Below are 26,663 nucleotides of genomic sequence, written 5' to 3' on the forward strand. Positions count from 1 at the left end.
GCACGGCCCTGGCCGCGCTGCACTTCAACGGGGCGAAGTTGGTCTACAGCGTCACCGGCGGCTACGTGCACGAGACGGCCAGCAACACCGGCTGGCGCAATCTGAACAGCGGGGTCCGCGGCTCCACGGCGGCCGTGCTGGCGGTAGGGAACAACAAGTACATCTACGCCGCCTGAGCGACCGGCGGGGGCCTCCCGGGCGGGAGGTCCCCGCGCCGACCGCTGTGATCCAATCAACCATGGTTCGACAGCGGGTCCTTGCCGTCCTTCTGTTCTTGATCGCGCTTGTGGCGCTGGCCGCCTCGCACACGTTCCCGTTCCTTGACGACCTCCCCGAGCTGGCCGAGTCGGCGATCGCGTTCCTGGGCGCGGCGTGCCTCCTGACCGGGGTGTGGCTGTGGTTGCGGAAGCCACCGAACCGGTCGTCGCATTCGGCCGGCGACGGCGGCAGACACTGACAGACCTGGGCGGGCAAGGATCACCAGGGCCCGCCACGCGACGAGAACCCGCCCGAAGGCACTGATCTTGCCATTTCGATGCTCCTACGGTGTCGAGGGCAAGGGCAAGGAGGGCGGATCCGCAGGGCTGCCTCGCCTGGGCAGCCATCCCGGAACGCCCGGTCCCGCTTCGGAAGTCCTTACGGCGCACCGGCGAGCGGGGGTAGCGTCGCCGGTGTGAGGGTGTTGCTGCGGCACGGCCCTGGCGACGGGCAGGTGGTCGACGGCCGAGGCGAGACAGTGGTGTGGGGTGCCTGCCTGTACGAGCGGACCGGCGACCGCGAGGAGCGCCACGGTCACACCCTGATCGTGTTCCGGCACCGACCGGACTGCTGCGAGCCGTACGGGCGGGGCGGCGAGGACCGCTGCGAATGACACCCTCGACGATCCGGTGTTCGCGCCGGTGTTCCTCGTGCTGCCACGTGGCGGCCCGGACACGACGGCGTCCTGGAATCGGGTACGGGCGACGGCCGCGAGGCGCGCGGGGCGGATGACGGCGGCTCCACCAGCCTCAGCGGCGGGCGCCGCCGGGCCGACCCCGGCCGGCTCCGGAGGCCCGGTGGCCGATGCGCGGAGCCCGCACCACCGTGGCGTTGCCCGTCCCGGGGCGGAAGTCCCGCGCCGCAGCGGCAACCATCTCGTCGGGATCGCCGCCGAGCGCCTGCCGGATGTGCGGCGGCACCACCTCCGACGTCGCCAACGCCATCCGCACCTGCACCGAGCGGTCGTCGACCAGGCGGCGCAGATCCGCGTCGTCCAGCTCGACCGCGAGCACCAGCGCGACGCGGACGTCCACCACGGGATCCTGGGCGAGTGCGCTGCGCTGGGCGGCGGTGGTCCGCGGGTTGCGGGCGAGCCCCTTGCGTACGCGGGCGGTGCGGTCGGCCATCAGGGCGGTGATCACGTCGGGGTCGTGGGTGTGGGTGGCGAGCCGTTCCCGCACCTCGGGCGAGACGTCGTCGACCAGCCGCGCGGCCAACTCGGGCTCCAGGTCACGCGTCTCCGCCAGGAGGCCGCGAAGCTCCTTGTCGGAAGCCTCCGCCATCACCCGGCGGACCGACTCGTTGCAGGCCGGGTTACCGGCGACGGCCCAGCGGACCCACCGGTCGGCGTCCTTGACGAGTACCAGGAGATTGCCGATCGAGGTCGAGGAGTTTCTCGCCACGGCCTCCCGGACGTCGCGGTCACGGTCCCGGGTCAGCGGGCGCAGTGCCTGCGCGGGCGCGTCGGTACGGGTCGCGACGGCCTTACGGACCACGGCCGACGGGTCGGACGCCAGATCGATGAGGGTCATCTGTGGCGTGGCGGGGTCCTGCGCGACGGCGAGCCGCGCGTCGACGCTGCCGCCCGTCGCGTCGGCGGCACCTGACCCACTGTGACGGTCGGGTCCGTCGACGTCCTGCTGTTTCCCCATGGGCGCCATCATGTCACGGGCCGCGGCGCGGGCCCGCCGGGCCGGGTCGGCCGCCCGACGTGACGGGTCGCCGCCCGGCCCGACGGGTCACCGCGTCACGCGCAGGGCTTCCGCCCACAGACGTCGATCACCTTGCCGGTGAGCAGGAACACCGCCTTCTGTCTCTGGGCCGCGGCCTGGGCGCGCGGGAACTCGTGCGAGTCCTCGCCGTACTCCGGCCCGGCCGGGGCGAGGTTCGTCGGCGGTGGCGCGTACGCCGCGCCGCTGTTCCAGACCACCATCGCCGAGCCGGTGTACGGGTACCTGCGGATCGGCGCGATGCCCCAGTACGGCCGCACGTCCGGTGACCAGCCGCCGGCGAGCGCGGGGGCGTGCAGGCGGGCGCCGATGGTGCGCGCCTGGACCTCCGCCGCGGCGGGGGAAACCTGCTGGTCGCCGAAGGCCACGTGCATCAGCACCTGGTGTGCCGGGGTGCCCGGCAGCGGGCGGTCGGTCATGTGCTGGGCGTACCCGTTGGCCTCGGAGCGGTCCCACAACATCTGCAGCAGCGCGAGGATCAGCTGCTGGTCGACCTTGTCCGGGTAGTAGCCGTCCATGATCGTCTGGAACGGGGTGAAGGCCACGCTGCGTTGCAGCAGCGTGGAGTAGTTCATCGCCGGCACGCCGAGCACCGACCGGGTCCAGTCCTGGGCGATGGCGGTGAGCGCGCCGCCGTTGATGCCGCCCTGGCTGTTGCCGTCGTAGTGCAGCCCGCCGGCCACGTCGATCAGCGGCCGTGCGGTGACGTCCCGGAACGCCGGGTGGGCGGCGAACCCGCCCGGGTGGATCATCGCCCGGCCCAGGAAGAGGAAATTCAGGTAGCTCTGCTGCAACCGGTCGGCCACCGCGGGGAAGCCGCTGAGGTCGGTGAAGGCGCCGGCCACGTAGGGGACGTCGGCGGCGGCCATGCCGATCCAGCTGGTCGCGCAGAAGGTGAAGTCGTACGTCTGCGACATGGTCTTGACGTTGCCGGCGTTGATCTCGGTCGGCTTGCCGAGCAGGCCGTGGCCGTAGAGCGAGAGGTGTGCCGGCTTCGCGGCGGAGGCACTGCGCGGGATGTTGCAGACGAAGTCGGCCGCCACCGTCGCGCCGGACGGTGTGGGCAGGGCGTTCGGCGTCGGTGGCGCTCCGCCGCCGCCGGTCGGCCCGTAGTGCAGCCGGGAGCCGGGCCCGCCGTCGCCGGTCAGATACGACGGTACGCCGATGGTGCCGGTCACCTGCCGGGCGATCAGCGGCTCCTGCTCCGGCGGGTAGTCGGTCACCTGGGTCACGGTGAACGACGGTGCCGCCCGACGGAGGGCGGCGAACGCGCCGTCGCGGATCGCCAGCATCCGCCCGGTCAGACCGTGCCGGCTGGCCACGGTGAAGTCCCAGGCCAGGTGGAGGCTGTGCCGCTTGACGCCGGCCCTGGTCAGGTCGGCGAGGATCCGCTTCATCTGCGGGACGCGACGGTCCCGATGGCCGAGGCCGGCGCCGGTCACGTACGCCGTGAACGCCTTCGGCGCCGGGATCAGCGCCCCGGTGCCGTCGCGCATGCCGCGCAGGCCGACGACGTACCGGGTGCCCTCGGTCAGCGCCACCGCCGGCCGGATGATCAGCAACTGCCGCTCCGGCTGGCCGGCCGCGTGCGCGTCCAGCTCGGCCCAGTACGGCGTGCGCCTACCGGTCCGGGCGTCGAGCAGCACGATCGGCGCGTCCGGCGCCAACGAGCGGCCGATGTCGGTGACCGGCGCGATCCCGGTCGCCGCCGCGTCGAGGCCGGGCACCCGCACCAGGATCGGCGAGCCGGGACTGAACCCGTCCTGCCGGTTCCATTCCGTCGGGTCGATCGGGGTTCCCTGCGCGTTGGCGGGCATCGCGGAGGCCGGGAAGCGCACCCGCTTGCCGGTCGGGCTGCTGCGGTCCGGCACGGTGAAGTAGTCGTTCGGGAACGGCAGCAGGCAGGCCGTCGGGTCAATCGGGTCGCAGTCCTGGTGCCCGGCCGGTGCGGGAGTCGCGGGCGGCGCCGCGGCGGCGGCCGCGCCGAGCAGGACCGCGCCTGCGGTCACCAGCACGGACACGGCGAGACGGAGCCGTCTGGGTGTGGTCACGCGCATCTCCTTCGGCACCGGACCGTGGTCCGAGGCAGGGGCCGACGATGGTGGTGGAGCGTGGTCTTCTTCCTACGCTCGTGAATGGATCTCGGCAAGAGGGCGCTACTCGCCGCCGGTATCCCCGGCACGCCGATTCCAGCGGTTCGGCACGGCGCAGCTCACGATCCGCGTCGGTGAGCGCCGACGGGTCGCCCGTCGACGCCTCCGCCGGCGACAGGCCGTCGACCGCCACACCGCGGCCCTACGGACCGGCCACCAGAACAGCCCTTGGTCACTGATGCCCTTCTCTGGACAAGAAGTTCATCGGCCAAGGGCTGTTTCCGTGCCCGGTCGCGATTCCCGCAGGGCCCCGGGAGTCAGGAATCAAGTTGGTGGCTGGTGCGATGACGACTGCGCGTCGGGCATCCTCACACTCGTCGCAGATAGCCGCCAGGGAACCAGGTGAACATCAGTTCCTCCTTCGACCTGTCGACTTCGAAGCGCTGATCGGGCAGGAATTCCTCGAGCGCCTCCCAGGGGCCGTCGCCCGGTTCCCACGGCCCCGCCTGGACCGGGTGCCCGCTGAGGTTGGTGTCCTGCACGATCAGGTAGCAGCCCGGCGTCACCAGGTCGGCGTACGCCGCGAGTTCCGCGAGGACGTGCTGCTTGCTGTGGTCGCTGTCGAGGATCACCATGACCCGCTCGACGGCCTGCGCCTTTTCCCGCATCTGGGCGACGACGGCAGGGTCGACGGACGACCCGGTCATGGTGTCGACCCGGTCGAAGTACGGCGAGTCGACCGCCATTCCTTCGCCGTCGATCCAGCCGCTCGGTCCGGTGAGATGTTCGGGCTTGACGTCGACCGTCGCGACCCGGCCGTTACCGACGAGTCCGAGCATGGTCGCGTAATAGAGTGCGGACCCACCGTGTCGGGTCCCGGTCTCGATGATCAGATCAGGTCGCGTTTCGTGAATGATCTCCTGGATCATCCACATGTCCATCGGATTCTGGTGACACGCCACGCCGAGCCATGTCCGGCGACGCCACACCTTGCTCTTGTAAAAGGCCCGCTGGAACGTGTCCACGGCCCCAGAAACATCAGCATCCATGGGGGGAAACTATCACGACAAATGCTGGCCGGTGATCATGCCTCTGACAAAAAAATCGCCGGCACCGGGTGACCCCTTTTCTCGAACAAAACGCCCAGGAGGCACGCCTGGGAAAGGGTCGGGCACTGCGGCTCGTTCCATAACCGTAACCATCGGTCACGGCCGGTTCCGGACCGTGACCGTCTGATCCCCGCCAATGCCGGCAGGTGCGACACGGGACCCGCCGCCCACGTCGCCGACAAGGCGGACGGAGGCGCCTGAGCGAGATGCCCAAGCGCCTCCTGCCGCCTTACTGGCAGGCGAACGGGCCGCCGACGACATCGTCCAGCTCGCTGTCGGCCATCTCACGGATGTCGACGGCCTCGAAAGTAACCTCGGTCATGTTGGTTCACCCCCCTCCCCGCATCATCGGTCACACTGCACCCGACCAGATGGTCGGACGAATCACATGCAACGGGCCGCGCCCACGACGTCGTCCAGCTCCTCGTCGGCCATCTCGCGGATGTCGACGGCCTCGAACTCAAGCTCCATCATTGTGATTCACCCCCTTTCCGCATCCTCGGTCCTTCTCCACCCGACGGGTTCGATCCGCAAGCCGTGGCGGCGGACTCAAGTCCACAGGTTCCACACGGATCGACAGCCCTTCCATAGCGGGCTGGGGGCCATAGGATACCTCCGTCATGTCCACGGGTGATGTCGCGTTGGTCGCGTTCAACTGACAACTGCCAAGGGGGCTATCAACCGCCCTCCAGATCGGCCTTGACCGCGCGCAGGAACGCCACCGCCGACCGACCGTTGACAAAACGATGGTCGTATGCCAAACCCAGATGGAAATAGTCACTGGTGGTGACCGAACCATCATTCTGAAGCACCAACTCGCGCTGCATCGAGGCGAGAGAGACCGCGCATGTGTGTTCCGGGAAGATGATCGGCTGCGCATGCACGACGTCCGCGTCCGTATGTATCGTGAGCGCGATGTTCGACCCGGCCAGATCAGCCTCGGCGAATTCCCCGCGCACGGCAGCGCGACGGAACCGCAACAGGTCGGCGGCGATGTCCCGCAGCGGCCGGGTGTCGGCGTCGGCGACGACCGGCAGGTAGAGGCCCCTCCCGACGTCGATGGTGACACCGACGTGCGCTCCCGGCCGAACCGTCGCCGCCTGATCGCTATCCGCTCGCGCGTAGCACAGCGGGAACTCCGCCCGCTGCGCCGCGATCGCCTCGACCACCAGCTCCGGGATGCCGACGAATCCGATGGTCGCCGCCTCGTCACGCAGGCGTTGTTTCAGTCGATCGGCGACCACCTTGACGACCGCGTACGCGGCGGGGATCTCGCGGTGCGAGGTGGACACCGTACGGGCGACCCGTCGCTGGGCCGCGGACATGGTCACCCGCTCGGCCGTGGCCGGCGCCGCCTGCCCGGCGACCAGCTGTTCGATGTCCGACCGCGCGACGACCGGCTTGCCGATCGACCGTACGTCCGCCTCCGCCACACCGTGTTCGGCCATCAGCCGCCGGGCCGGCTCGGTGATGGTGATCGAATCCGGATCGGCAGTCTGCCGCACCGGCGGCGGACGGTCGTCCCCGCCGACGGTCGCCACCACCTCCCCCGGGCGGCAGGTCGACGGTGCGGACGTCCGCTGCCACAGGACACCGGCGTCGTCCGCGACGAGTTCGTGCGCCGCCTTGGAGGTCTCCACCAGAGCTACCGCGGTGCCCGCCTCGACCGGCGCCCCGTCGCCGACCAGCCACTCGATCAGCGTGTACTCCTCGTCGGTCGCGTTGAGCCGCGGCAGCCGGATGTCACCCACCGGCGACCGCCGTCACCACGGCGCGGATGTCGTCCGCCTGGACCAGTACCGCACGCTCGAGGTGGGGTGCGGCGGGGATGGTGCTCGGCGGCGCGTGGAGCAGCCGGACGGGCTGGGACAGCAGGTCCCACATCTGCTGGTGGATGGTGTGGGCCACCTCGGCCCCCCACGTGCCGCCGGCTGTCGCGTCCTCGACGACCACCACCCGTCCGGCCCCGGCGACCAGAGCAGCCAGCGGCGCGGGGTCGAACGGATAGAGCCGCGACGGCACCACCGCACGCACCGCGATCTCGTCACCCAGGTAGGCACCCCGCATCCCGGCGAGCACCCTGTCGGTGAGGCCGCCCGGTGCGATGACCACGACGTCGGCCCGGTCGACCCCGCGCACGCCCAGCACGGCGAAGTCGCAGGCGCCACCGATCCGCTCGCAGTGGAACAGCTCGTCTCCGGCCGCCGCGCCGAACCGTCGACGGCCGTAGAGCACCTTGTCCTCGAAGTGCATCGCGGGAGCCCCCGAGTCGAGGATCCGGGCCAGTGTGGCGTGCGCGTCGTGCACCGGGCTCAGCTCGTGCACGGCGAGGTTGGGGACGCCCACGAAGTGCTTCTGCAGGCTCTGGCTGTGGGTGGGCCCGTATCCGCGGTTGCCCCCCGTCGGGCACCGGATCACCAGCGGCATCCGCACCGGTGCGCCGTACATCGTGACGGCCTTGCTGGCCAGGTTGACGATCTGGTCGAAGCACAGCGTGGCGAAGTCGGAGAACATCACCTCGACCACCGCCTCCCGGCCCCGCAGGGCCAGGCCGACCGCGAAGCCCACGATCGCCTGCTCGCTGATCGGAGTGCTGAGGACCCGTTCGGGATACCCGGTGGACAGCCCGCGGGTGACGCCGAAGGCGCCGCCGTACGGGTCGGCCATGTCCTCGCCGACCAGATGGAGATCCGGCCTCTCCGCGAGCAGGGTCGCCAGGGCACGGTTGAGGCCCTCCCCGACCCGCTCGGCCCCCGGCTCAACCATGACCGGCACCGATCAGCGGTCGGGCGAGCACCGACTCGACCACGGTGCGGATCTTCCCGGTCGCCGCCGCGTCCAGGCGGTCGACCTGCTCCGGAAACGCCGCACGGTAGTGCGGGTACCAGTCACGCCCGGCGACGGCCTCGAGCTCCGCCGACGTGCGGGTGTCGTCGCCCTTGCTGTGCGGGCCGAGCCGCACCGTGTCGAACTCGACCACCAACGGAGACCCGTCGTGACGTACGGCGGCGACGAGCGGCGCCAGGCTGGCCCGGATGGCGTCGACGTCGATGCCGGTCACCCTCACGTGGCGGATGCCGAAGGCGGCACAGCGGTCGGCGACGCTACCGGCCATCTGCGCCGAGGTCGGGGTGGACTGGGCGATCCCGTTGTGTTCGACGACGACGACCATCGGCACCCGCCAGAGCGCGGCGAGGTTGAGCGCCTCGTACACCACCCCCTCGCCCCAGGTGCCATCCCCGACGTAGACCACGGAGATCGAGTTCGTTCCGGTGCGCCGCATGTCGAAGGCGGTGCCCACCGCGACCGGCACCAGTTGCCCCTGGATGCCGGTGGACATGAAGCCCGGGCGGCGGATGTGCTGCGAACCGCCCATCCCGCCGCACAACGCGCCCTCACGGCCCGCGAGCTCGGCGAGCAGGCCCGCCGGATCGTCGTACCGCGCCAGGAAGTGGCCATGTCCCCGGTGGTTGCTGAACACCTCGTCGTCGTGGCGCAGCAAAGACTCGACCACGACCGGGACGTACTCCTGGCCGAGGCAGGTGTGGCTGGTGCCCGGGATCAGTCCCCGGCCGAGCAGGTCGAGTACCGCGTACTCGAAGCGCCGGATGGACAGCATCGCCCCGAGGGTGGAGTCGGCCAGCGGGCGCAGCCGGCTCTCACGCATGGGTGACCTGTCCGCCGGCCACGAGGTCCCGGGCCCGTGCGGCGAGCACCCCACGGTCGATCTTGCCGTTCGCCGTGTGCGGGAAGGCGTCGATGTCGCGGCACAGCAGCGGAACCATGTATCCCGGCAGGATCGAGGACATCGGGCGACGGATGTCCACGCCCGGGGTGCCGACGTAGAACACCGCCAGCTCCGTCCGCCCGGCCGCCTCGAACGCCACCGCGACGGCCCGTTCCACCCCCGGCAACTGCCCGACGTGCCACTCCAGCTCGTCCAGCTCGACCCGGTAGCCGCGGACCTTCACCTGCCGGTCGACCCGACCGAGATAGACGAGTTCACCGCCGGCGCACTCCCGGACCCGGTCGCCGGTGCGGTACCAGCGCACCGAGTCGCCGTCGTGGAAGCGACCCTCGTCGTCGGCCGGATCGAGATACCCGGGGAACATCTGCTGCCCGGTCACGCACAGCTCGCCCTCGGTGCCATCGACGCCGTCCTCGACGATGCGGTACCTGAGATGCGGGTACGGCGCGCCGATGGGGACGACCCCGTGCACGGCGAGGTCGGCGGAGTCCTCGGACAGCCGGTGCGCGGAGCAGGCGATGGTCAGCTCGGTCGGGCCGTACAGGTTCTCCACCACCGATCCGGCGGCCGCCCGCTGCCAGTCCTCGGCGTCCGTCATGCGCAGCGCCTCACCGCAGAAGAGGCTCCACCGCAGCGTCGGCATCGAGCCGGGGGTCAGCCCGCCCCGGCGCCGCACCAGAGTGATGGCGCTGGGCACGGAGAACCAGAACGTCACCCGCTCGGCGGCCAGGAACTCCGGCAACGCGGTGAACACCTGCGGCGGTGTGGACACCACAGTGGCGCCCGCGCCCCAGGCCACGAAGAGGTCGAACATCGCCAGGTCGAAGGTCTGGTCGAAGGTCTGCGAGCACACGTCGCTCGGGCCCAGGTCGTAACGGTCGAGGTTGTACCGCAGGAAGCTGTCCATGTTGGCGTGCGTGATCGCCGCGCCCTTGGGCCGGCCGGTGGAGCCCGAGGTGAACAGCACGTACGCCACGTCGTCGTAGCCGGCCCGGGGCAGGGCGTCCAGCGGCGTCGCGGCCTGCGCCGCCACCGTGAGGCCGGGCAGGGCCGCCGTGAGGTGCGCCAGCGCCGCCGCCCCCGACCGGTCGACGATCAGCGTGTCGACGCCGGCCTGCGCCGCCATCCGGCAGGTACGCGCGGCGGGGAAGCCCGGGCTGAGCGGCACCGCCGTCGCGCCGGCGTAGAGCGTGGCGAGGAGCCCGGCGTACGACTCGATGCTGCGCACCGCGAGGATGCCGACGCTCCGCGCCCCGCACGCGACCAGCCCGCCGGCCCAGCGCCGAGCCACCTGGTCCAGCTCCGTGTACGTCCACTCCTGGCGACCGATCCGCAGCGCGACCCGGTCCGGCGCCATCGCCAGGCCGGCGATGAACCACTCGTGCAGCAGACGTTGGGGCAGCTGACCGGTCACCAGGCCACCGCGTCTTCCGTGAAGAGCCCCAACCGGTCGAAGAAGCGGCTGGTCTTGTGCATCACGGTCCGATGGAACTCCTGACGGTACTCGTCGCCGAGCACTTCGGCGCGGATCCGCCGGGCCTCGGGAAGAGCGGCGTCCGCGTACACCTCGGGGTGGTAGAACGCCCGCAGGCACGAGCTGACGTAGCGGGCCAGGTACGTCGCGGCGCCCGCCATCTCCTCCGGCGTCGCGCTCTGCTTCGCCTCCTCGTACAGCGCCCGCATCATCTGCCGACCGAAGGCGATGTGTCGCGACTCGTCCTGGTGGTGGACGGCGTTGATCTGCTGCGCGATCTGCGGCAGCCGGCCGTCGGTCGCCATCTTCGCGTTGTAGTAGTCGCACAGCTCCTCCGCGATGAGGATGCGACCGAAGATGACGAGGTCACGGATGGCGGGGCCACCCTCGATCGCGTTGCCGGCGACGCGTTTGGTCTTGTAGACCTTCCCCCCGTACCGCTGGCAGAACTGGGCGAAGAACCACATGTGTTCGTTCTCTTCGTGGATGAAGTCGTGGAAGAACTCCGACAGGCCCGGGTACCGCGTGTCGTAGATCCGCCCGGCCACCTCGCCGATCAGCTCACGGATGAGGTGGACGTTGAGACTGAAGAAGTTCACCGCCTCGGCCTGGGTCAGGCGCACCCGTTCGGCATCCGACAGGCGGTCCCACACCGCGGTGCCGTAACACGTCGTCAGCTCCGGACTCATCCAGAACTGGTCCGTCGGCAGTTCCGCCGGCCAGTCGAAGATGTCGAAGACGTGGTAGCGCTGGTCCCGCGCCTGGTCGCTCAACCTGGCGGCGACCGTGGTGAGCCGCTCCCACGACTGGTGCATGTCCGCGTGTCCCTCCTCGACGGGGCCGGTCACATCAGGCTCCTGACCGCGTTCCAGATGGTGCCCGGAGTCGCGAAGACCTCCGGCTGCAGCAGCTCGGGTGGGATCTCGATGTCGAACTCGGTCTCCAGGTTGACGATCAACTCGACCACTTCGAGCGAGTCGACACCGAGCTCGGTCAGGCTCTGGTCAGGCTCCAGGGGCGAGTCGGCACTGAGCAGCCGACTGCGCTCCCGAATGAGTGGTTCAAAGGCGGGTGGCCAATCCACCATGTCACCCTCCCGTGTCGCGGTAGGTTGGAAATCTCGCGAAAACCGGCTGACCGGCGTGCGTCACCAGGTCGCGCCAGCTGGGTCCGACGCGGCCGAGAATGGCACCGAGCGAGCGGTCGCGCTGCCACTCTGGCCCGGCCATGCCCCACTGTCCCAGGGCGTCCAGGAGCACCGGGTCGACCGGGACCCAGACCCCGTCGACCTGAAACTCCGCCCACGAGTGCGATGCGGAGATCGGTGGGGTCAGGGACCTGCCGAAGGAGAACCGGGCGGTCAGTCCCCGCCTGCGGGCCTCCTCGACCAGCAGGTGGGCCACGCCGACGCAGTCGCCGATCCCGGTGTCACGGACGAAGGCGCTGTCGGCGCGCAACGTCTCCGGCAGCCAGAGGAACCGGATGTGCCGGGTCTCCGCCAGCAGGTCGAGCACCGCGGTCGGCAGTTCCGGCCAGGTCCGCGGCCGGTCGAACGTCACCGAGTGCAGCACGCCGCCCCGGTCCTGTGCCGCCGTCGTCTCGTGCCAGGCATCGTCCGGCACCGCGAGGCGCCACCGGCACGGCTCGTCGTGCCCGGGCTCCGGGCACTGCGCCACGTAGTCCATCCGGTAGCGGGCATGGGCGGTCGGGCGCCCCAGCTCGCGGATCCACCAGGAGAGGACCTTGCGTCCGCGCGAGCGCGGGTCCAGGTGCACCGAGACGTTGCGCAGGTCGGTGGCGTCGAACAGGAGGCCGTCCGCGCCGGCCGCCGAGGGCAGACCGGCGGCGACGAGGACGTCGAGGCCCGGCCCGTCGATCTGGTACTCGGCGGCGGCCGTGGCAGCGTCCATCTCGAAGCGCCGATGCGAGTGCGGCACCTGCAGGATCAGCGGCAGCAGGGCGTCGAGCGCCTGCGGGTCGAGCCAACGCTCGGCCGTCACGAGGCACCTCCCACGAGGCGCCGGTACAGACCGTCCTCGGCCATCAGGTCCTCGTGGCGGCCACGCTGGACGAGCCTGCCATCGCTCATGACGAGGATCTGGTCGGCGGCCTCGGGATGGGAGAGCCGGTGGGCGACGACCACCAGGGAGCGCCCGGTCCGGCGCAGGTTGGCCATGATGCGGTCCTCCGTGAGCCGGTCGAGGGCGCTGGTCGCCTCGTCGAGGATCAGCAGCTCGGAGTTCCGCAGCAGGGCCCGCGCCAGGGAGATGCGTTGGATCTGCCCACCGGACAGGCCCGCCCCGGAATTGCCGAGCAGCGTCTCGTACCGCATCGGCATGGCGTCGATGTCGTCGTGGACCTCGGCCAGCCGGGCAGCGGCGATGACGTCCTCCAGGGAGCACTCCGGCCGGCCGAGCGCGATGTTCTCCCGGATGGTCCCGCCGAACAGCCGGGCGTCCTGCCGGACGTACGCCATCGACCGCCGCGCGGCCGGCCGGTCCAGCTGATCCGTCGGCGTGCCGTCGAGGGACACCGTGCCGGCGCTGGGCAGGTAGAGCCCCGCCAGCAGCATGGCGAGCGTCGACTTGCCGGAGCCGGACTCACCGAGGATGAGAGTGAACTGCCCGGGCTCGATCTGTGCGTTGACGTCCACGAGCGCCGGCGTCCGCGCGCCCGGATAGGCGAACCGCACGTCGTCGAGCGTGATGGCGCCGGTGACCCGGGACGGCACCACCGCGTCCGGGCCGGCTTCCGGTCGCGCGTCCAGGATGTCGGCGAGCCGGGTCAACGTGGCCCTCAGGCCGGCGACCTCCAGCCCGGTCTGCACCAGACTCGCCAACGGTACGAACATTCCCATGGCCAGGGCGGAGAAGCCCACCACCCGGGACAGGGAGATCTCGCCGCGACCGAGCAGGACCAGACCGGCGGCGAGCACGGCGAGCGGAGCGAGGAACTGGATCGCGGTGCTGGCGGCCTCGCACACGCCGAGGAACCGTCGGCTGCGGGTCCTGGCGTTCACCTCGGCGACGAACGTGTGGCTCCAGGTCTCCGCCGCGGCACCCTCCAGCCCGGAGGCCTTCAGCGTCGGCACGCTGTCCAGCAACTGGAACAGCTCGGTGTGGCTCTTCGCCTGCGCCTCCAACAACGCCGCGGTCAGGTATTCCTGCTTGCGCCAGCTGAACGCGAGCAGAGCGAGCTGGGCGACGGCGAGGGTGAGCACCAGCGCGCCGAGACGCCGGTCCGCGACGACGATGAGCCCGCCGTACACGAGCACCAGCACCCCGTCGAGCACGGCCGACAGCGCGGATCCCGTCAGGATCTGACGGACCGCGTTGCTGGTCCGGACCCGCATGGAGAGGTCGCCGGTGTGGCGCTGGGCGAAGTAGTCGAACGGCAGGGCGACGAGGTGGTGGACCGCTCCGAGGGTCACCGACTTGTCGGCGAGGGTCTGCACGGACAGCAGGGCCAGCCGACGGACGGTCTGCATCCAGAAGTACATCGCGAACAGCACCACCGCCGCCCCGAACAGCAGCCAGGCGCTGACCGGTTCGTCGGGCTGGCCCGCCCGGTGCACGACGTAGGTGGAGGCGGCCGGTACCGCCAGGCCGCACAGGGTCAGCGCGACCGAGGTCAGCGCGAGTGGAACCCAGGCGGCCGTACGCGGGAAGAACTTCGACAGGTACGGCAGGCGGCTCGCGCCGAGGTTCCGGGCGTCGGCCCCTCGCCGCGACGTCGTGGTGCCGACCGGGGGATGGAACTCCAGCGCCACACCGGTGAACGCCTTGCCGGCCTCGGCCAGGCTGACCTTACGCCGACCGAAGGCCGGATCGACGATGTACAGGTGGGTGTCGGTCACCCGCTCCAACACGACGAAGTGGATGAAGTTCCAGAAGAGGATGGTCGCCGGGGGGAGGTTGCGCAGCCCTTCGATGGAGACCCGGACTCCGCGCGCGACCAGGCCGCGCCGCCGCGCGGCACCGAGCATCGCGCGGGCCGCGACCCCGTCCCGGCCCGTGTTGGTCTCGGTACGCAACTCGTCGAGGGGGACCGGTTGACCGAAGTAGGCGAGGACCATCGCCAGCGCGGCGGCCCCACACTCGCTCATCTGCGACTGGAGCACGACCGGAACCCGGGTGCGCGAGACCCGCAGCGCGGCCCGCACATTGCGCCACCGCAGGCCCCGCAACGCGGCCAGGCCGGGTAGCGCCCGCCAGCCGAGCTCCACCGCGTCGCCGGCATCCCGGTTGACGCCGTGGTGACGCAACGCCTCGCGCCGGAAGCGCTGCCGTCGGTCGGTGAACTCCGTCGGTAGGCTCGTCGCCTCCGGCGGCCGGGGGGCCTGTTCCGCCTGCCCGGTCTTGTCCAGCGTGCTCATCCGCCGCTGCCCGAGTCGACCCGGAGCACCTGCGCGGTGATGGCCTCCGCGGCGGGTGAGAGCAGGAACTCCACCGACCGCGCCACGTCGGCGACGGTGGCGGCCCGGTTGAGCATGTTCCGTCGATTGATCGCGGCACGGAGGCCGTCCTCGATCGATGCGGTCATGGCGGTGTCGATGAAGCCCGGAGCGACGCAGTTGACCGTGATGCCCCGGCTGCCGACCTCGGCGGCGAGCACCCTCGAGAACCCTTCCAGAGCGCACTTGGTCGCGGTGTACGCGCCGAGCCCACGGAAGGTCCGATGGGCCGCGATCGAGGTGATGTTGACGATGCGCCCGCCACGGCGGTACATCGCCTTGACCGCCGCCTGGGACAGGGACATCGGGACCTCGACGTTGAGCTGCCACATCCGGGTCATGTCCGACCGGGCGGCGGCCACGTGCAGAGCCGCGCTCGCCACCCCCGCGTTGTTGACCAGACCGTGGAGATCGGCGCACTCCCGTAGCCGGTTGGCCACCGCGAGCCGATCGTCGCCGCTGGTGAGGTCGGCGGCGACGAACGTCAGCGGGTCGCCGACGGACTCCCGCAGGGCCGCGAACTCGCGGGGAGCGGTTCGCGCCACGGCGACCACCCGGTAACCGACGGTCAGCAGCTGCCGGGTGACAGCCAGCCCGATGCCCCGGGTACCGCCGGTGACGAAGACCGTCCCGAGCGCCTCACTCACCGCGGGCCGCCTTTCCGGAGGGTGCCATCGGAAGCTGGTCGACGACGGTGACGCGACGCGGTTGTTCCGCCGGGGCCAGTACGCGGCGGGCATGGGCCTTGACCCGCTGCACGACCACGTCACGGTCGGAGCCCGGCGGCGTGACGACGTCGGCGCCGACGACGGCGCCGAGCACGCTGCTGCGCACCGGGTAGACGCGGACCGCGACGACGTCCGGATGTTCCTGCAGCAGCCGGGCCACGTGGCCGGGCACGACCTTCACCCCACCCACGTTGATGACCTCGCCGCGTCGCCCGAGGATGTGCAGGCGCCCACCGTGGATCGCCGCCGCGTCCCCGGTCGGCAGGTACGGTGCGCCGGGCGCCGAGGACAGGAGCAGCTCGCCGTCACGTACCGTCAGTGCCTTCCCGGTCGGCCCGTACCCGTCGAGGACGGAGAGCGGCAGGCCCGGCAGCCCGTCGGAGACGGTGGCGATCCGGCCCAGCTCGGTGCTGGCGTAGAACTGCAGGACGCGTTGCGGCGCGAACGCCGACTCGATCAGCCGTAGCAGCTGGGCGTCCACCGGCTCGCCGCCCATCGAGACGGTGTGCACCTGCGGTCGGTCCTCGTCGGTCCCGCGGTGCAGCGCCGCCATCCGCCAGAACGACGGGGTGCCGGCGACGACGTCGTAGCGCGCGCCCGTCCCGGCGGCCAGGTCGGTGGGCGTGAGGAAGTCGATGCTGGCGGCCCTGCCCAGCGCCTGGCTCACGGCCTCCACCCCGGCGTAGGTGAAGGGCGCGTAGCCGATCCCCCACCTCTCGTCACGGTGCGCGGTGTCCCAGTCGGCGCCGCGGGTCAGCTCCGGCCACGGCCAGTAGGTAGGGGTCGGGGTACCCGTGGTGCCCGACGAGAAGATCCACAGCCCGCCCGGCCCTGCGTCGGAGGGCCGGCCGCCTTCCTCGATGGGCCGGATCCGCCCGCTCGCGACGTTCAGCACGGCCTGCGGGCGCAGCTCCGCCAGCGCCGACGCGGTGACGGTCGGACCCACCACGACCACGGACGCGTCGAGCGGGCGGAGCGCACGAAGTGCGACCACGAGATCCGGCCCGGCGGCCACCTCGACCGCGAGGTGGCGCAGGCCGGTCGCCGCGACCGCCTCTCGCAGCCGGACGATCCGCTGTGCCAGCGGATCGGCATGGGTAGTCACGGGCATGGCTCAGCCCGCTGCCGGCTGCAGCGCCCGGCAGAGGTCCGCGAGCGTCTCCATCCGGTCGACGGCGACGACGTCCAGGAGTACGCCCAGCTCCTGCTCGAACTCGACGATGAGTTCCGCGACGACGAGGCTGTCGATCTCCAGCTCGGCCAGTTGCATCGCGCCGGTGTAGCGCGGCGCGTCGCCGACCGGCGGCACGGTGAGCACCCGCTTCGCCACCGTGTCAAGGGTCTCCTCGTCGATCACCGTGTCGACGCGGACGCTCTCCACGCTCAACCAACTCCATCCATGAATAGCTCCTCGGACCGTTCGTCCGCGGCGGTGCCGGACACCACCGCGATGCGCACCGGGACCGCCAGGAACGGCCGGCCGGCGACGTGGGAACGGACGTGGCTGGCGAGATCGTCCGCCGTGACTGCGGCGTCGGCGGTCGTCACCTCGGCGGCGAGCCGCGATCCGCCGTCCTCGGCGACCTCCACCGAGACCCTGGCGGAGGCGACCGCGGGGTGCGAGTCGAGAACCGAGGTCACCTCGGCCAGGTCGACGACCAGCACGACCGCACCGTCGGGTGCGCGAAGTGGCGTGAGCCCGGGGCCGCTCTCCGTCGCCGGCGCGGCGCTGGCCGGGTCGTCTCCGGCCAGCCGTGCGCGGAAGGCGGCGACGAACCTGGTGAAGGTGGCCGGCGACATGGTCTCGCCGTCGACGGTCAGCCGGACGCCCAGCCCGTTGGGCCGCTCGTTCGCGGCGATCCGCAGGCCGTCGGCGGTCCTGACCAACGTCGGGGTGTACGCGCCGCGCTCGATGGTGACCGCGCCGCCGTCGGCGTCGTCGACGTCGTCGCGGTCGGCGGTGTCCTCCAGGTACGTCATCGACAGGGTGTCGTGGACCGGCCGTCCCAGGCGTCGGACCGCTGTCGCCCACATGTCGTCCAACGCCTGCCGCGTGACGGTGCGGCGCGAGGTCGCCGACAACAGCTCCCGCCGCACCTGCACCAGCAGGTCGGCGGGCCGGTCCGGCCGGTCCAGCACGACCGGCACGACGACGTCGAACATGCCGACGACACCCTGGTCGGCGTGACGCCTGCCGTTCAGCTTGATCGAAACGACGAGGCGGTCCTGCGGCGTCAGCTGGAACACGGTGGCCGCGAACAACGTGAGGAGCCACTGGACGGTGCTGAAGCCGGCGGCCTGCCAGCGCTCGCGCACGTCCTTCCACTCGTCCTCGACCAGGGTCAGCAGCTCGGTGTGGGCGACGGTCGCGGACGGCCCGCCGAGCCCCGGAAGGAACTGGCACCGGGGCGGCAGCCACGGGCCACGCTGCCGCCAGTACGCGGACACCGCCTGGGCGCGCGCCGAGTCGGCGGCGGCGGCCTGGCCGGTCACCGCGGCGAGGTAGTCGGCGGGCACCGGGTCGGCGTCGGTCCCGCCGCCGAAGTAGGCGCCCCACAGGTCGCGTACGACGATCATCCGGGCGGTGGCGTCGACGGCGTAGGCGGAGAACACCCCGAGCACGGCGTGCAGAGCCGGAGTGAACCGCAGCAACCGCAGCACGAACGGGTACTCGACCGCGAGGTCGAAGGGGCGCTGGAGGTCCGCCGCCAGGACGGAGCGTACGTACCGGCTGAACTGCTCGGTGTCGTTCGCCGTGACCTGGGTCATCGCCACGAGCCGACGGTCGTCGGGCATCGGCCGGACCCACTGGACAGGTTCGCCGTCGAGCGTCGTGACACCGATCCGCAGCGCCGCGTGCCGGGCGACCGTCGAGCGCACCGCGCCGACGAATGCGGCGACGTCCAGCGGGCCGGTGACCTGGTAGGACATCCAGACCGCCCCGCCCTGCTCCGGTGTCCCCGACAGGGCGCGGTGGTGCGCGAGCTGGCCCGGCAGCAGGGGATGGACAGCCGTGTCGAGATCGACCGCCTCAAGGCGGGTGGGTCGCGACGACATACGGTCCTCATCCCAGCAGCAGTGGTCACCTACCGGAGGCCAGATTCAAGATCGGCAGATTAGCAACTCCCCGGACTCCGTCAAGGAATCCGCACTTGAACGGGGGTCGGCGGTGGGTGCGGACGCGCGATCGCGCGGATCTGTTGACGGTCCACCTTCCCGTGCGGGGTGAGCGGCAGCGCGTGGACCGCGACGCAACGCTCCGGCGTCTTGGCCGGTTCGAGGCGGCGCGCCAGCTCCGCCAGCACGTCGTTCTCCGGCAGGACGGTGGCCACCACGACGGTGAGCGGGTTCGCCTCGTCCGGCGCGACGGCGGCAGCCCCGTCGACGCCGTCGATGTCCATGGCGGCCGCTTCGATCTCGGCGGTGCTCGACCGCACGCCCCGGTGCTTGAAGACGTCGTCGCCGCGACCGTGCAGATACAGGTGGCCGTCGACGTCCAGGTGGCCGCGGTCGCCCGTGTGCAGCCGCCGGCCAGCCGCGGTCGCCCGGAAGGTGGCGGCGCTCAGCTGCCGGTCGCGCCAGTATCCGGCCATGACGTTCGCGCCCTCGACGACGACCTCGCCGACCTCGCCGGCAGGTAGCGGTCGCCCCTGACGGTCGACGACGCGTACGACGGTGCCGGGGATCGCGCGCCCGACCGACCCTGGGCGTTCCAGGTCGCCGTCCGGCTCCAGGATCGTGGCTCGCTTGCATTCGGTCAGTCCGTACATCTGCACCACGGCCGCGCCCGGGAACGCGTCGCGCAGCCCGGCTGCCAGCCGTGGCGACATCCGGGCGCCGGTGTTCGTGAACAGCCGGACCGACCGCGGTGCCGGGAGCGCTCTCCTGGCCGCCAGCCGGAGCAGCGCGGTGGCGATCTCCGGCACCACGGGCACGACGGTGGCCCGCGCGCGGGTCATCCGTTCGAGGAGGGCGATCCCCTCGCCTGCCTCGAGCGCCTCCCACCGCGCGCCCGCAGCCGTGGCGAGCAGGAGCTGGTAGAGCCCGTAGTCGAACGAGGGCGGCACGCAGGAGAGCACGACGTCGTCCGGCCGGTAGCCGAGGACCTGTCCGATCGCCCGGGTCGCGAAGAGGACGCTGTCGTGCGGACAGACCACCCCCTTGGGTCGCGCGCTGCTGCCCGACGTGTACATCAGGAGGGCGGGCACCTGAGGGTCACCGTCGGCACGGCCGGCATCCGGCTGGTCCGCCTCCCCGACCGGCGCGTCGAGCGTCTCCAGGATCTCCCCGAACTGTCCCGCCGACCAGGTGCGGGCGGGCACCTCGACCGCTGCGGGGTCGATCCCCACCACGAGGGCTGGTTCGATGTCGGCGAGTACCGCCCGCAGCTGGAACGGACGCATCGTGGCCGACAGCGGCGCCAGCGTCAGGTCCGCGTACGCCGCCGCGAACAGGATCGCGGCGAAGCCGGCGCCGCCGGACCGCACGGCGATCCGGTCCCCCGGCAGCAGGCCCAGTGCGCGGAACCGACCGGCCAGGTTGACGCTTCGCTGCCGGAGTTCCTGGTAGCTCCACCGGTGACTCCGGTCGACGACCGCGGTGCGCTGGGGATGCCGTCGCGCGGCGGTGTCCAGCAGGGTGTGGATCCGCATGTCAGGACCGGGCTGAGCTGCCCCTGGCGGCGAGGCTCAACGCCCGACCCTCCGGTGCCGCCTGCGTTCCTCGGGCAGCATCTGGCTGAATTGGTACCAGCCCCCCGCGCAGGCCTGGGCGACAGCCCGAAGCGACTCGTGGCAGTGCGCGGGGACGTTGCCAGCGGTGTTCGACGACTGGGAGATGAAGGCGAGCGTCCCGGTGAGCAGCCGGAGCAGGGCCTTGCCGTGGTCCGTGTAGCGCAGCGCGGGATCCTGGCGGAGCCGCTCTAGCTGTAGCCGGATGCTGGCGGCGAGGTCCTGATCCGTCATCGGCACCCCGTCGGGGGACGAGACGGCTGCCAACTCGGCGAGCGGCGGCGCCGGGGCCTTCTGCCCGGCCGGGACACAGGCGCCGCCGCCGAGCGCCTTGCGGCGGACGTCGAAGGCCGTCCCGACCGAGATGCCTGACCGACGCGCCACCTCGCGCAGGCTGGCATCAGGCTCGCGACGCACGATCGCCTCGGCCAACCGCCGGCCCTCTTCCGTCGAGACCGGGTGCCGGCGCCCGTCCCGGCCGATCCGGACGTCCTGGTGGTGGCCCGTGTCCAGCGAACGCCGCCGCAGGCCGGCGACGGTCTTGGCAGCGACGCCGCACACCGCCGCTATCCGGCGGTCGGACCACTGGGGGTGCGAGGCGAGGATCCGCTTGGCAGCCGCCAGGCGGTCCCGGGCGCTCAGCGGCAGGCCGTCCTCGAGGTTCAACTGCACCGCGGCCACGAAGGCGTCCGCGTCGGAGCCGTCGAAGTAGACGACCGGCACGTGGCGGTCACCCCGCACACGCGCGGCCCGTAGCCGGTGCATGCCGTCCACCACCCGCAACGAGGACCGCTGCACGACGATCGGTGGCAGCTCGGCGGTCGACTCGACGAGGGTCGTGACGTGTCTCGCGCTGATCCCGTCCAGTCTCGGGGAGAAGCCGACCCGCAACGAGCGCACGTCGGCCACGTCGACCTCCGGAGCCGCTGCCTCCCCCGCCTGAGCGGGCTGCGCGGTGGAGTCGCTATCCGGTCGTCTCTTCATTCTTCCCTCGCGCCAAGTCGCCACAGTGAGAATGGTCGTGCCGACGCTGATCGTCCGTGCTCCCGCGATGACGCACAGTCGCACTTAGCCGACGATTTAGCCGCCGCCACCATTACCCGTCCGCCACGAAATACCCGTGGCGGCCATGCTACAACCGCAGGCAGACGCCTTCCAGACGCCGTCGACAGCAATTCGAACGGTAACGGCGAACGTACCGACAGTTTGACCTCAAGCAGGACCGGGACGCCTCGGCAGCATCAGTGCGTAAAGGACCCGCGGACGGTCGGTAATTGTTCAGCACAGAAACCGCCGCAGCCCATCTCGAATTGCGGCGGAGCAACACGGAGGGTGGCGACCCTCTGACGCAAATGGGCTACGAGCATGCTTGTGGATCACCATCACGGTCGGTACTATGCAGGCCCCAAGACCGTTGGCCAGTGTCCGGTCGAAGGCGGGCGCGACGTTCGAGAAATGCCGTCCGTCCTTGCTCGACAAAACACTTCAGAGACACCAGCAAACCAATTAATACGGGCGGGGCAATGCCACAGAAATCGAAGCTGCCGGCCACTGTCGCCGCGCACCGCCACCCCGCCCGGCCGCCGGCAGGGTCGTCAGGATGCGGGGCACCGGCCGCCGGAGGAGGCGTCCTGCCAGGACACCGGCTCCGGGGGCGGACTCCTGCCGGCCCCGCGATACGGGCTGCGCGGTGAGCCGTACGACGCGGGCACGGACGCGCCTGAGCCCGCCCGACGGTCGACCTGCCGACCGCGGCGCGGACACAGGCACCCGCGCCGGGTCTGCGACGACGGTTCGCCCGACACCGGGCACCAGACCGGAGCGGCGGTCGTGACCGAGCGGGAGACCAACCGGGTGCTGGTGCTGCGCCCCCTCGCCGTGCTCAAGCTCTACACCGCTGCCTGGCGCCGCGACACCGAGGTGGCAGCACTCGAGTCGCTGCGTGGACGCGCGCCGGTACCCGCGGTCATCGGCAGCGCGACATTCGGGCGACACAGCGCGGCCCTCATCCGGTACGTGCGGGGCAGCGCACCGAACCCCGCCAGCGCCCTCGACGTGCGGGCATCGGTCGCCGCGTTGCGGGCCGCGCACACGATCACCGGGCCGGCCTTCGGTCGGCTGCACGCGCCCGACCAACCGAGCTGGGCCGGGTTCCTGGCGGGCCGGCTCGACGCGTACGCCGGGACACTGACGACGTTGGGTCTCACCACGCAGGCGCGGCAGTGCCGGACCCTGCACCACGCGCTCGACATGCTCGAAGACACGCGCCCCCACCTGCTGCACAGCGACCCGAACCCCGGCAACGTCATCCTGACCGAACACGGCCCGGTCCTTCTCGACTGGGAGCTGGCGACCTTCGGCGACCCCGAACTGGATCTGGTCAGGCTGGCCTGGGAGTGGCGCCTGCCGCCGGCGCGGTGGCCGGAGTGGGTCGGCCTCGACCCACGGTCGCCAACCGTCGACCTCTACCTGCGGCTGCACCTGTTCAGCCGCCTGATGAGCGCGAGCAGCAGGCCGGGGGCCGCCTCGGCGGCGCTGGCGCACCGCTGCCTGACCGAACTGACCGACCTGTACGACGGCGTCCACTCCCCCGGAGGCTCAGATGCAAGCTGACGCGGCCATCGACATCCTGACCTCGGTGGTACCGCAGGCGGCCCCGCTGGGCGCGACACCGGTCACGAAGGGCATCTTCAGCACCGGATGGCGGGTACACACCACCGACGGCGACTACCTGGTCAAGATCAACGAAGACTCCCGGGCAGCGGACGACTTCCTGGGAGCCCGCAGGGCCACCGGGACCGCGCTGGCGCACGGCGTGCCGGTGCCGCGCCTGCTGGGTTCGGGATCGGACGGCGACGGGCACGCCTTCCTCGTCCAGGAGTGGATCGACGGCACGGACGCCGAGGACCACTTCGCCGCCCGGGACGGGCGGGAGCGGCGGCGGGTACTCGAACGGCTGGGCGCGGTGCTGGCCCGGCTGCACGACATCTCCTACACCGCGGAGGGGCCGACCAGCATCCACGACACGGTCGCTGTCAAGATCCGCCGCTACGCCGCCCGGGCAGCCAGGTTGGAGATATTTACCCCCAGCGATCTTGATCGGCTCGTCGCCAAACTGCTGGAACTGGTCCCCGAGATGCTGCCGCCGATGTCTCCGCGGCTGACCCACCTCGATGTGCACCTACCCAACGTGCTGGTCGACACATCCGGCGACGTATGGCTGCTGGACATGGACTTCGCCCGGCCCGGTGACCCGGTGGAGGACTTCGTGAAGCTCGACTGGTGGTGCTTCGCGGACGACACCGAACGGGCGGCGTTCCATACCGCCTATGCGGCGCACCGGACCCACCCGACCCCGCCACGTGACGTCGAAGCCGGGCTGCACCTGCACAAAATCATCACGGCTCTTTCCTACGTCGCCCTCTTCGCCGAGAAGGAGCCGCAGGCAGTGGCCGAATGGAAGCAGCGCCTCAGCGACGAGCGCCGGTCGGCGGCCCGGCTACTGGGAGAGGCAGTGACATGACATTCGAAGGCTACGACCTGGTGGTCGTCGGATCCGGTATGTTCGGGTTGACGATCGCCGAGCGGACCGCCGCAGAGTTGGACAAGCGGGTGCTGGTCCTGGAACGGCGTGACCATCACGGTGGCAACGCCTACTCGGAGGTCGACCCGGACACCGGAATCGAGGTGCACAGATATGGCCCGCATATCTTCCACACCTCGAACGAACGAATCTGGTCCTATGTCAACCGTTTCACCGCGTTCACCGGATACCGGCACAAGGCTTTCACCCTCTATCAGGGGCAGGTGTATCCCCTGCCGGTCAACCTGGCGACGATCTGCCAATTCTTCGGCCGCTACCTCACCCCCGACGAGGCACGGGCACTGATTGCCGAACAAGCGGCCGAGATCGGCCAACTCCCTCCTGATCCGAGCCACGAGGAAAAAGGCATCTCACTGGTGGGGCGGCCCCTCTACGACGCGTTCTTCCGGGGATACACAGCCAAGCAGTGGCAGACAGATCCGAAGGAACTTCCCGGGTCCGTCATCGCCCGGCTGCCGGTGCGGTTCGACTTCAACAACCGGTACTTCAACGACACGTACGAAGGCCTTCCGGTCGACGGGTACACCGCCTGGCTGTCGCGGATGGCGGCCGACCCGCGCATCGACCTGCGCCTGAACACGGACTTCTTCGAGCTGGCCGACGCCATTCCGGACGGGACGCCGGTCGTCTACACCGGGCCGCTGGACCGCTACTTCCGCTACAGCGGGGGTCGGCTCGGCTGGCGCACGCTCGACTTCGAGCGGGAAGTGGCACCGGTCCGCGACTACCAGGGGACCACGACGATCAACTACGCCGAGGAGTCGGTGCCGTTCACCCGGAACGTGGAGTACCGCCACATGCACCCGGAACGGTCGTACCGCAGCGACCGTACGGTGCTGGTCCGGGAGTACTCGCGCTCCGCCGGCGACCAGGACGAGCCGTACTACCCGATCAACACGGCCGGGGACCGGGACGCGCTGCGGACGTACCGGATGCTGGCCCGGCAGGAGACCGCCGAGCGCAACGTGCTCTTCGGCGGACGGCTCGGCACCTACCAGTACCTGGACATGCACATGGCGATCGGTTCAGCGCTGGCGATGTTCGAGAACCGGATCGTGCCCTACTTCCGCGATCGGCGCCCGCTCGGGTCCACCGGTCCGACCACCGACGACAAAGAGTAGGCACCATCTTGCAGACGATAACCGTGCTGGGCCGCGTCGTGGCGATCCTGTTCGCCGCGCACGCGGTCTGGGTACTCGTTTGGATCATCGTGGCGGCACGGGCGGTCCGCGACCGCCCCGCGGCGCCGGCCACGGCCCCTGCGGACCTTCCCGTCATCGTGGTCATGCTGCCAGCCCTGCGCGAGCAGCGGCTGGTGCGCGAGACGCTGGAATCGTTCGCCACCGCGCGATATCCCGGGACGTTGATATCGGTCGCCATCACGAGCGAACGCGAGACGGCCGAACGTGCCGCCCAGGAGGCGGCCCTGCCCGCCGTGGTCACCGAACTACACGGTCTGGCCAGGCGTGGCAGCCGGGAGCGGGCACTGGAGAAGGTGCTCGCGCCGTCGGTGATCGCCGCGACCCTCGACGAGCTGGAGCGGACGGCACCGGACGAGTGGCCCGGCGTGCTGCGCCGCGCCTTCGACGCGACGCCCACCACCGAGGAGCTGTGCCGGCAGATCACCGCCGAGTTGAACGGCAGGCCCGGTACGCACCGCTCGTGCCACGTCCACTTCCCCCACACCGACGGGCGCAAGGGTTCCCAGCTCAACTACGCGGTGGAGCTGCTGCCCGAGCTGTTGCCGGGCGTCGACCCGGACAGCGTCTACCTGGCCGTCTACGACTTCGACGCGGTGGCCCACGGGGAGACGTTCGTGGCGGTGGGAGACCTGGTGCGTGCGGCCGTCGCCGCGGGCCGCCGCCCGCCGGCGCTGCTGCACCAGGTGCAGCTGCCGCTGCGGTTCCGGGCTCCCTTCGCCCCCGGAGCCGACGGCGCCCTGATGCGCGGACAGGTGCTGTACTGGCTGCGGCGTGGCCTGGCCGTCGAGGTCGGGCGGATACTCCAGAACGACCTGTTGCGCCGCAGCCCGCGCCTGGTGCGGCTGCTCGCCGCGCCGTTCCGCCCGATGATCTACGCGATCGGCTCGGGGACGTTCGTCCATCTCGGCGCGTGGCGCGAGCTCGGCCCGTTCCCGGAGATGCAGGAGCCGGTCGGGCACCGTGCCTCGCTGCTCGGCGTCGAGCAGGCGTTGGTCCCGAGCTTCAACCTGACCGAGCCCTACTACCAGACCAGGTCGATGATGAACGGGTGGGCCAATGTCTGCTACGGCAGCCTGGGGGTCGCCCGGGAACTGGACCACGTCCGCCCCTATCCGTCACCGGTCAGCCGGCCGGGCAAGTGGCTGCTGGTGGCGAAGGAGCTGTTCGACATCGCCATCTGGTTCGCCGGCGTGCTGCTCATCCCCGCCGGGCTGGTGATCACGGCGCTGGGGGGCGGCTGGTGGACCGTGCTCGCCGTCGGCGCCGGCCTGGTGGCGTATCCCGTCACCGCCGTCCTGCTGTTGGCGCTGCTGCCGCGGCTGGGCGGGATCGACCGCCAGGACCGCTCCGTCAGTTGGTTGACCGGGAGACGTCCGCGGCTGACGCTCGTGGCGACGTTCGTCGCCGCGCCCTTCGTCAGCGCCACCGGCCCGTGGCTGATGTTCCTGCGCATGCTCCGCTCCTGGCGGGTGGGCACGCCGGTGCTGTCCGGGAAGACCGAACGGTAGGCCGGTCCTCGCGTCGCTCGCGATGC

23 protein-coding genes are annotated in these 26,663 nt (G+C 71.1%); 6 read left to right on the plus strand and 17 right to left on the minus strand.

Translation table 11 applies throughout. From position 1 onward, the window contains the following. The first annotated feature begins 274 nt into the window (after positions 1–274). A complete protein-coding gene (locus tag ACPXCB_RS25280; RefSeq protein ID WP_425878046.1) occupies positions 275–457 on the plus strand; it encodes a hypothetical protein in 183 nt (60 codons plus the stop codon). A gap of 216 nt (positions 458–673) precedes the next feature. Continuing rightward, the gene (locus tag ACPXCB_RS25285; protein WP_311411230.1) at positions 674–871 is read left to right on the plus strand and encodes a hypothetical protein; all 198 of its coding nucleotides are present in this window, start codon (positions 674–676) and stop codon (positions 869–871) included. 136 nt (positions 872–1,007) lie between these two features. Here ACPXCB_RS25285 and ACPXCB_RS25290 read toward each other — a convergent pair whose 3' ends face one another. The 17 genes from ACPXCB_RS25290 to ACPXCB_RS25370 form a co-directional block, all read right to left on the minus strand. Beyond that, entirely contained in the window at positions 1,008–1,910 is a 903-nt protein-coding gene (locus ACPXCB_RS25290; RefSeq protein WP_425878048.1) for a hypothetical protein, read from the minus strand. Positions 1,911–2,005: 95 nt separating this feature from the next. Continuing rightward, positions 2,006–4,039, minus strand: a complete 2,034-nt coding sequence (locus ACPXCB_RS25295) for a hypothetical protein (protein ID WP_425878050.1) — start codon at positions 4,037–4,039, stop codon at positions 2,006–2,008. A gap of 410 nt (positions 4,040–4,449) precedes the next feature. Beyond that, on the minus strand, positions 4,450–5,130 hold the full coding sequence (locus tag ACPXCB_RS25300) for a CmcI family methyltransferase (RefSeq protein WP_393171030.1): 681 nt from the start codon (positions 5,128–5,130) through the stop codon (positions 4,450–4,452). Between the two features lie 737 nt (positions 5,131–5,867). Further along, positions 5,868–6,941, minus strand: coding sequence for a 2-oxo acid dehydrogenase subunit E2 (locus ACPXCB_RS25305; RefSeq protein WP_425878051.1), 1,074 nt, complete (start codon positions 6,939–6,941; stop codon positions 5,868–5,870). Continuing rightward, entirely contained in the window at positions 6,934–7,956 is a 1,023-nt protein-coding gene (locus tag ACPXCB_RS25310; protein ID WP_425878052.1) for an alpha-ketoacid dehydrogenase subunit beta, read from the minus strand. Before ACPXCB_RS25310 ends, ACPXCB_RS25305 begins: the two co-directional genes overlap by 8 nt. Continuing rightward, complete coding sequence (locus ACPXCB_RS25315) at positions 7,949–8,857, minus strand: thiamine pyrophosphate-dependent dehydrogenase E1 component subunit alpha (RefSeq protein WP_425878054.1); 909 nt, start codon at positions 8,855–8,857, stop codon at positions 7,949–7,951. The genes ACPXCB_RS25310 and ACPXCB_RS25315 overlap by 8 nt, the downstream gene beginning before the upstream one ends. Beyond that, positions 8,850–10,352 (minus strand): AMP-binding protein, encoded by a 1,503-nt coding sequence (locus ACPXCB_RS25320; RefSeq protein WP_425878055.1) that lies wholly within the window; start codon positions 10,350–10,352, stop codon positions 8,850–8,852. Before ACPXCB_RS25320 ends, ACPXCB_RS25315 begins: the two co-directional genes overlap by 8 nt. Then, positions 10,349–11,260: a diiron oxygenase gene (locus ACPXCB_RS25325; protein ID WP_425878056.1), complete on the minus strand. Its 912-nt coding sequence runs from the start codon at positions 11,258–11,260 to the stop codon at positions 10,349–10,351. The genes ACPXCB_RS25320 and ACPXCB_RS25325 overlap by 4 nt, the downstream gene beginning before the upstream one ends. Beyond that, positions 11,257–11,499 (minus strand): phosphopantetheine-binding protein, encoded by a 243-nt coding sequence (locus tag ACPXCB_RS25330; protein ID WP_101409372.1) that lies wholly within the window; start codon positions 11,497–11,499, stop codon positions 11,257–11,259. The genes ACPXCB_RS25325 and ACPXCB_RS25330 overlap by 4 nt, the downstream gene beginning before the upstream one ends. 1 nt (position 11,500) lies before the next feature. After that, entirely contained in the window at positions 11,501–12,412 is a 912-nt protein-coding gene (locus tag ACPXCB_RS25335) for a transglutaminase domain-containing protein (RefSeq protein ID WP_425878057.1), read from the minus strand. After that, positions 12,409–14,787: a peptidase domain-containing ABC transporter gene (locus tag ACPXCB_RS25340; RefSeq protein ID WP_425878058.1), complete on the minus strand. Its 2,379-nt coding sequence runs from the start codon at positions 14,785–14,787 to the stop codon at positions 12,409–12,411. Before ACPXCB_RS25340 ends, ACPXCB_RS25335 begins: the two co-directional genes overlap by 4 nt. Further along, complete coding sequence (locus ACPXCB_RS25345) at positions 14,784–15,512, minus strand: SDR family NAD(P)-dependent oxidoreductase (protein ID WP_393171021.1); 729 nt, start codon at positions 15,510–15,512, stop codon at positions 14,784–14,786. Before ACPXCB_RS25345 ends, ACPXCB_RS25340 begins: the two co-directional genes overlap by 4 nt. After that, on the minus strand, positions 15,505–16,704 hold the full coding sequence (locus tag ACPXCB_RS25350) for an AMP-binding enzyme (protein WP_425878060.1): 1,200 nt from the start codon (positions 16,702–16,704) through the stop codon (positions 15,505–15,507). Before ACPXCB_RS25350 ends, ACPXCB_RS25345 begins: the two co-directional genes overlap by 8 nt. Before the next feature lie 3 nt (positions 16,705–16,707). Then, a complete protein-coding gene (locus ACPXCB_RS25355) occupies positions 16,708–16,974 on the minus strand; it encodes an acyl carrier protein (protein ID WP_425878132.1) in 267 nt (88 codons plus the stop codon). Between the two features lie 2 nt (positions 16,975–16,976). Continuing rightward, the gene (locus ACPXCB_RS25360; RefSeq protein WP_425878061.1) at positions 16,977–18,650 is read right to left on the minus strand and encodes a condensation domain-containing protein; all 1,674 of its coding nucleotides are present in this window, start codon (positions 18,648–18,650) and stop codon (positions 16,977–16,979) included. Positions 18,651–18,730: 80 nt separating this feature from the next. Then, positions 18,731–20,245, minus strand: coding sequence for a class I adenylate-forming enzyme family protein (locus ACPXCB_RS25365; protein WP_425878063.1), 1,515 nt, complete (start codon positions 20,243–20,245; stop codon positions 18,731–18,733). A 36-nt stretch (positions 20,246–20,281) separates the two neighbouring features. Further along, positions 20,282–21,232 carry a ParB/RepB/Spo0J family partition protein gene (locus ACPXCB_RS25370; RefSeq protein WP_425878065.1) on the minus strand — a complete coding sequence of 317 codons (951 nt, stop codon included), beginning with the start codon at positions 21,230–21,232 and terminating at the stop codon, positions 20,282–20,284. A 921-nt stretch (positions 21,233–22,153) separates the two neighbouring features. Here ACPXCB_RS25370 and ACPXCB_RS25375 point away from each other — a divergent pair. Genes ACPXCB_RS25375 through ACPXCB_RS25390 form a run of 4 tightly spaced genes read left to right on the plus strand, consistent with a single transcriptional unit; the run spans position 22,154 to position 26,637 of the window. After that, positions 22,154–22,936 carry a phosphotransferase gene (locus ACPXCB_RS25375; protein ID WP_425878067.1) on the plus strand — a complete coding sequence of 261 codons (783 nt, stop codon included), beginning with the start codon at positions 22,154–22,156 and terminating at the stop codon, positions 22,934–22,936. Beyond that, positions 22,926–23,846: a phosphotransferase family protein gene (locus tag ACPXCB_RS25380; protein ID WP_425878068.1), complete on the plus strand. Its 921-nt coding sequence runs from the start codon at positions 22,926–22,928 to the stop codon at positions 23,844–23,846. The genes ACPXCB_RS25375 and ACPXCB_RS25380 overlap by 11 nt, the downstream gene beginning before the upstream one ends. Then, a complete protein-coding gene (glf, locus tag ACPXCB_RS25385) occupies positions 23,843–25,048 on the plus strand; it encodes a UDP-galactopyranose mutase (RefSeq protein WP_425878070.1) in 1,206 nt (401 codons plus the stop codon). The genes ACPXCB_RS25380 and glf overlap by 4 nt, the downstream gene beginning before the upstream one ends. A gap of 8 nt (positions 25,049–25,056) precedes the next feature. Beyond that, positions 25,057–26,637, plus strand: a complete 1,581-nt coding sequence (locus ACPXCB_RS25390) for a hypothetical protein (RefSeq protein ID WP_425878072.1) — start codon at positions 25,057–25,059, stop codon at positions 26,635–26,637. The last annotated feature ends 26 nt before the right edge of the window (positions 26,638–26,663 follow it).

This window comes from Micromonospora sp. DT62, assembly GCF_049847285.1.
GTDB classification, from domain to species: Bacteria; Actinomycetota; Actinomycetes; order Mycobacteriales; family Micromonosporaceae; genus Micromonospora; species Micromonospora reichwaldensis.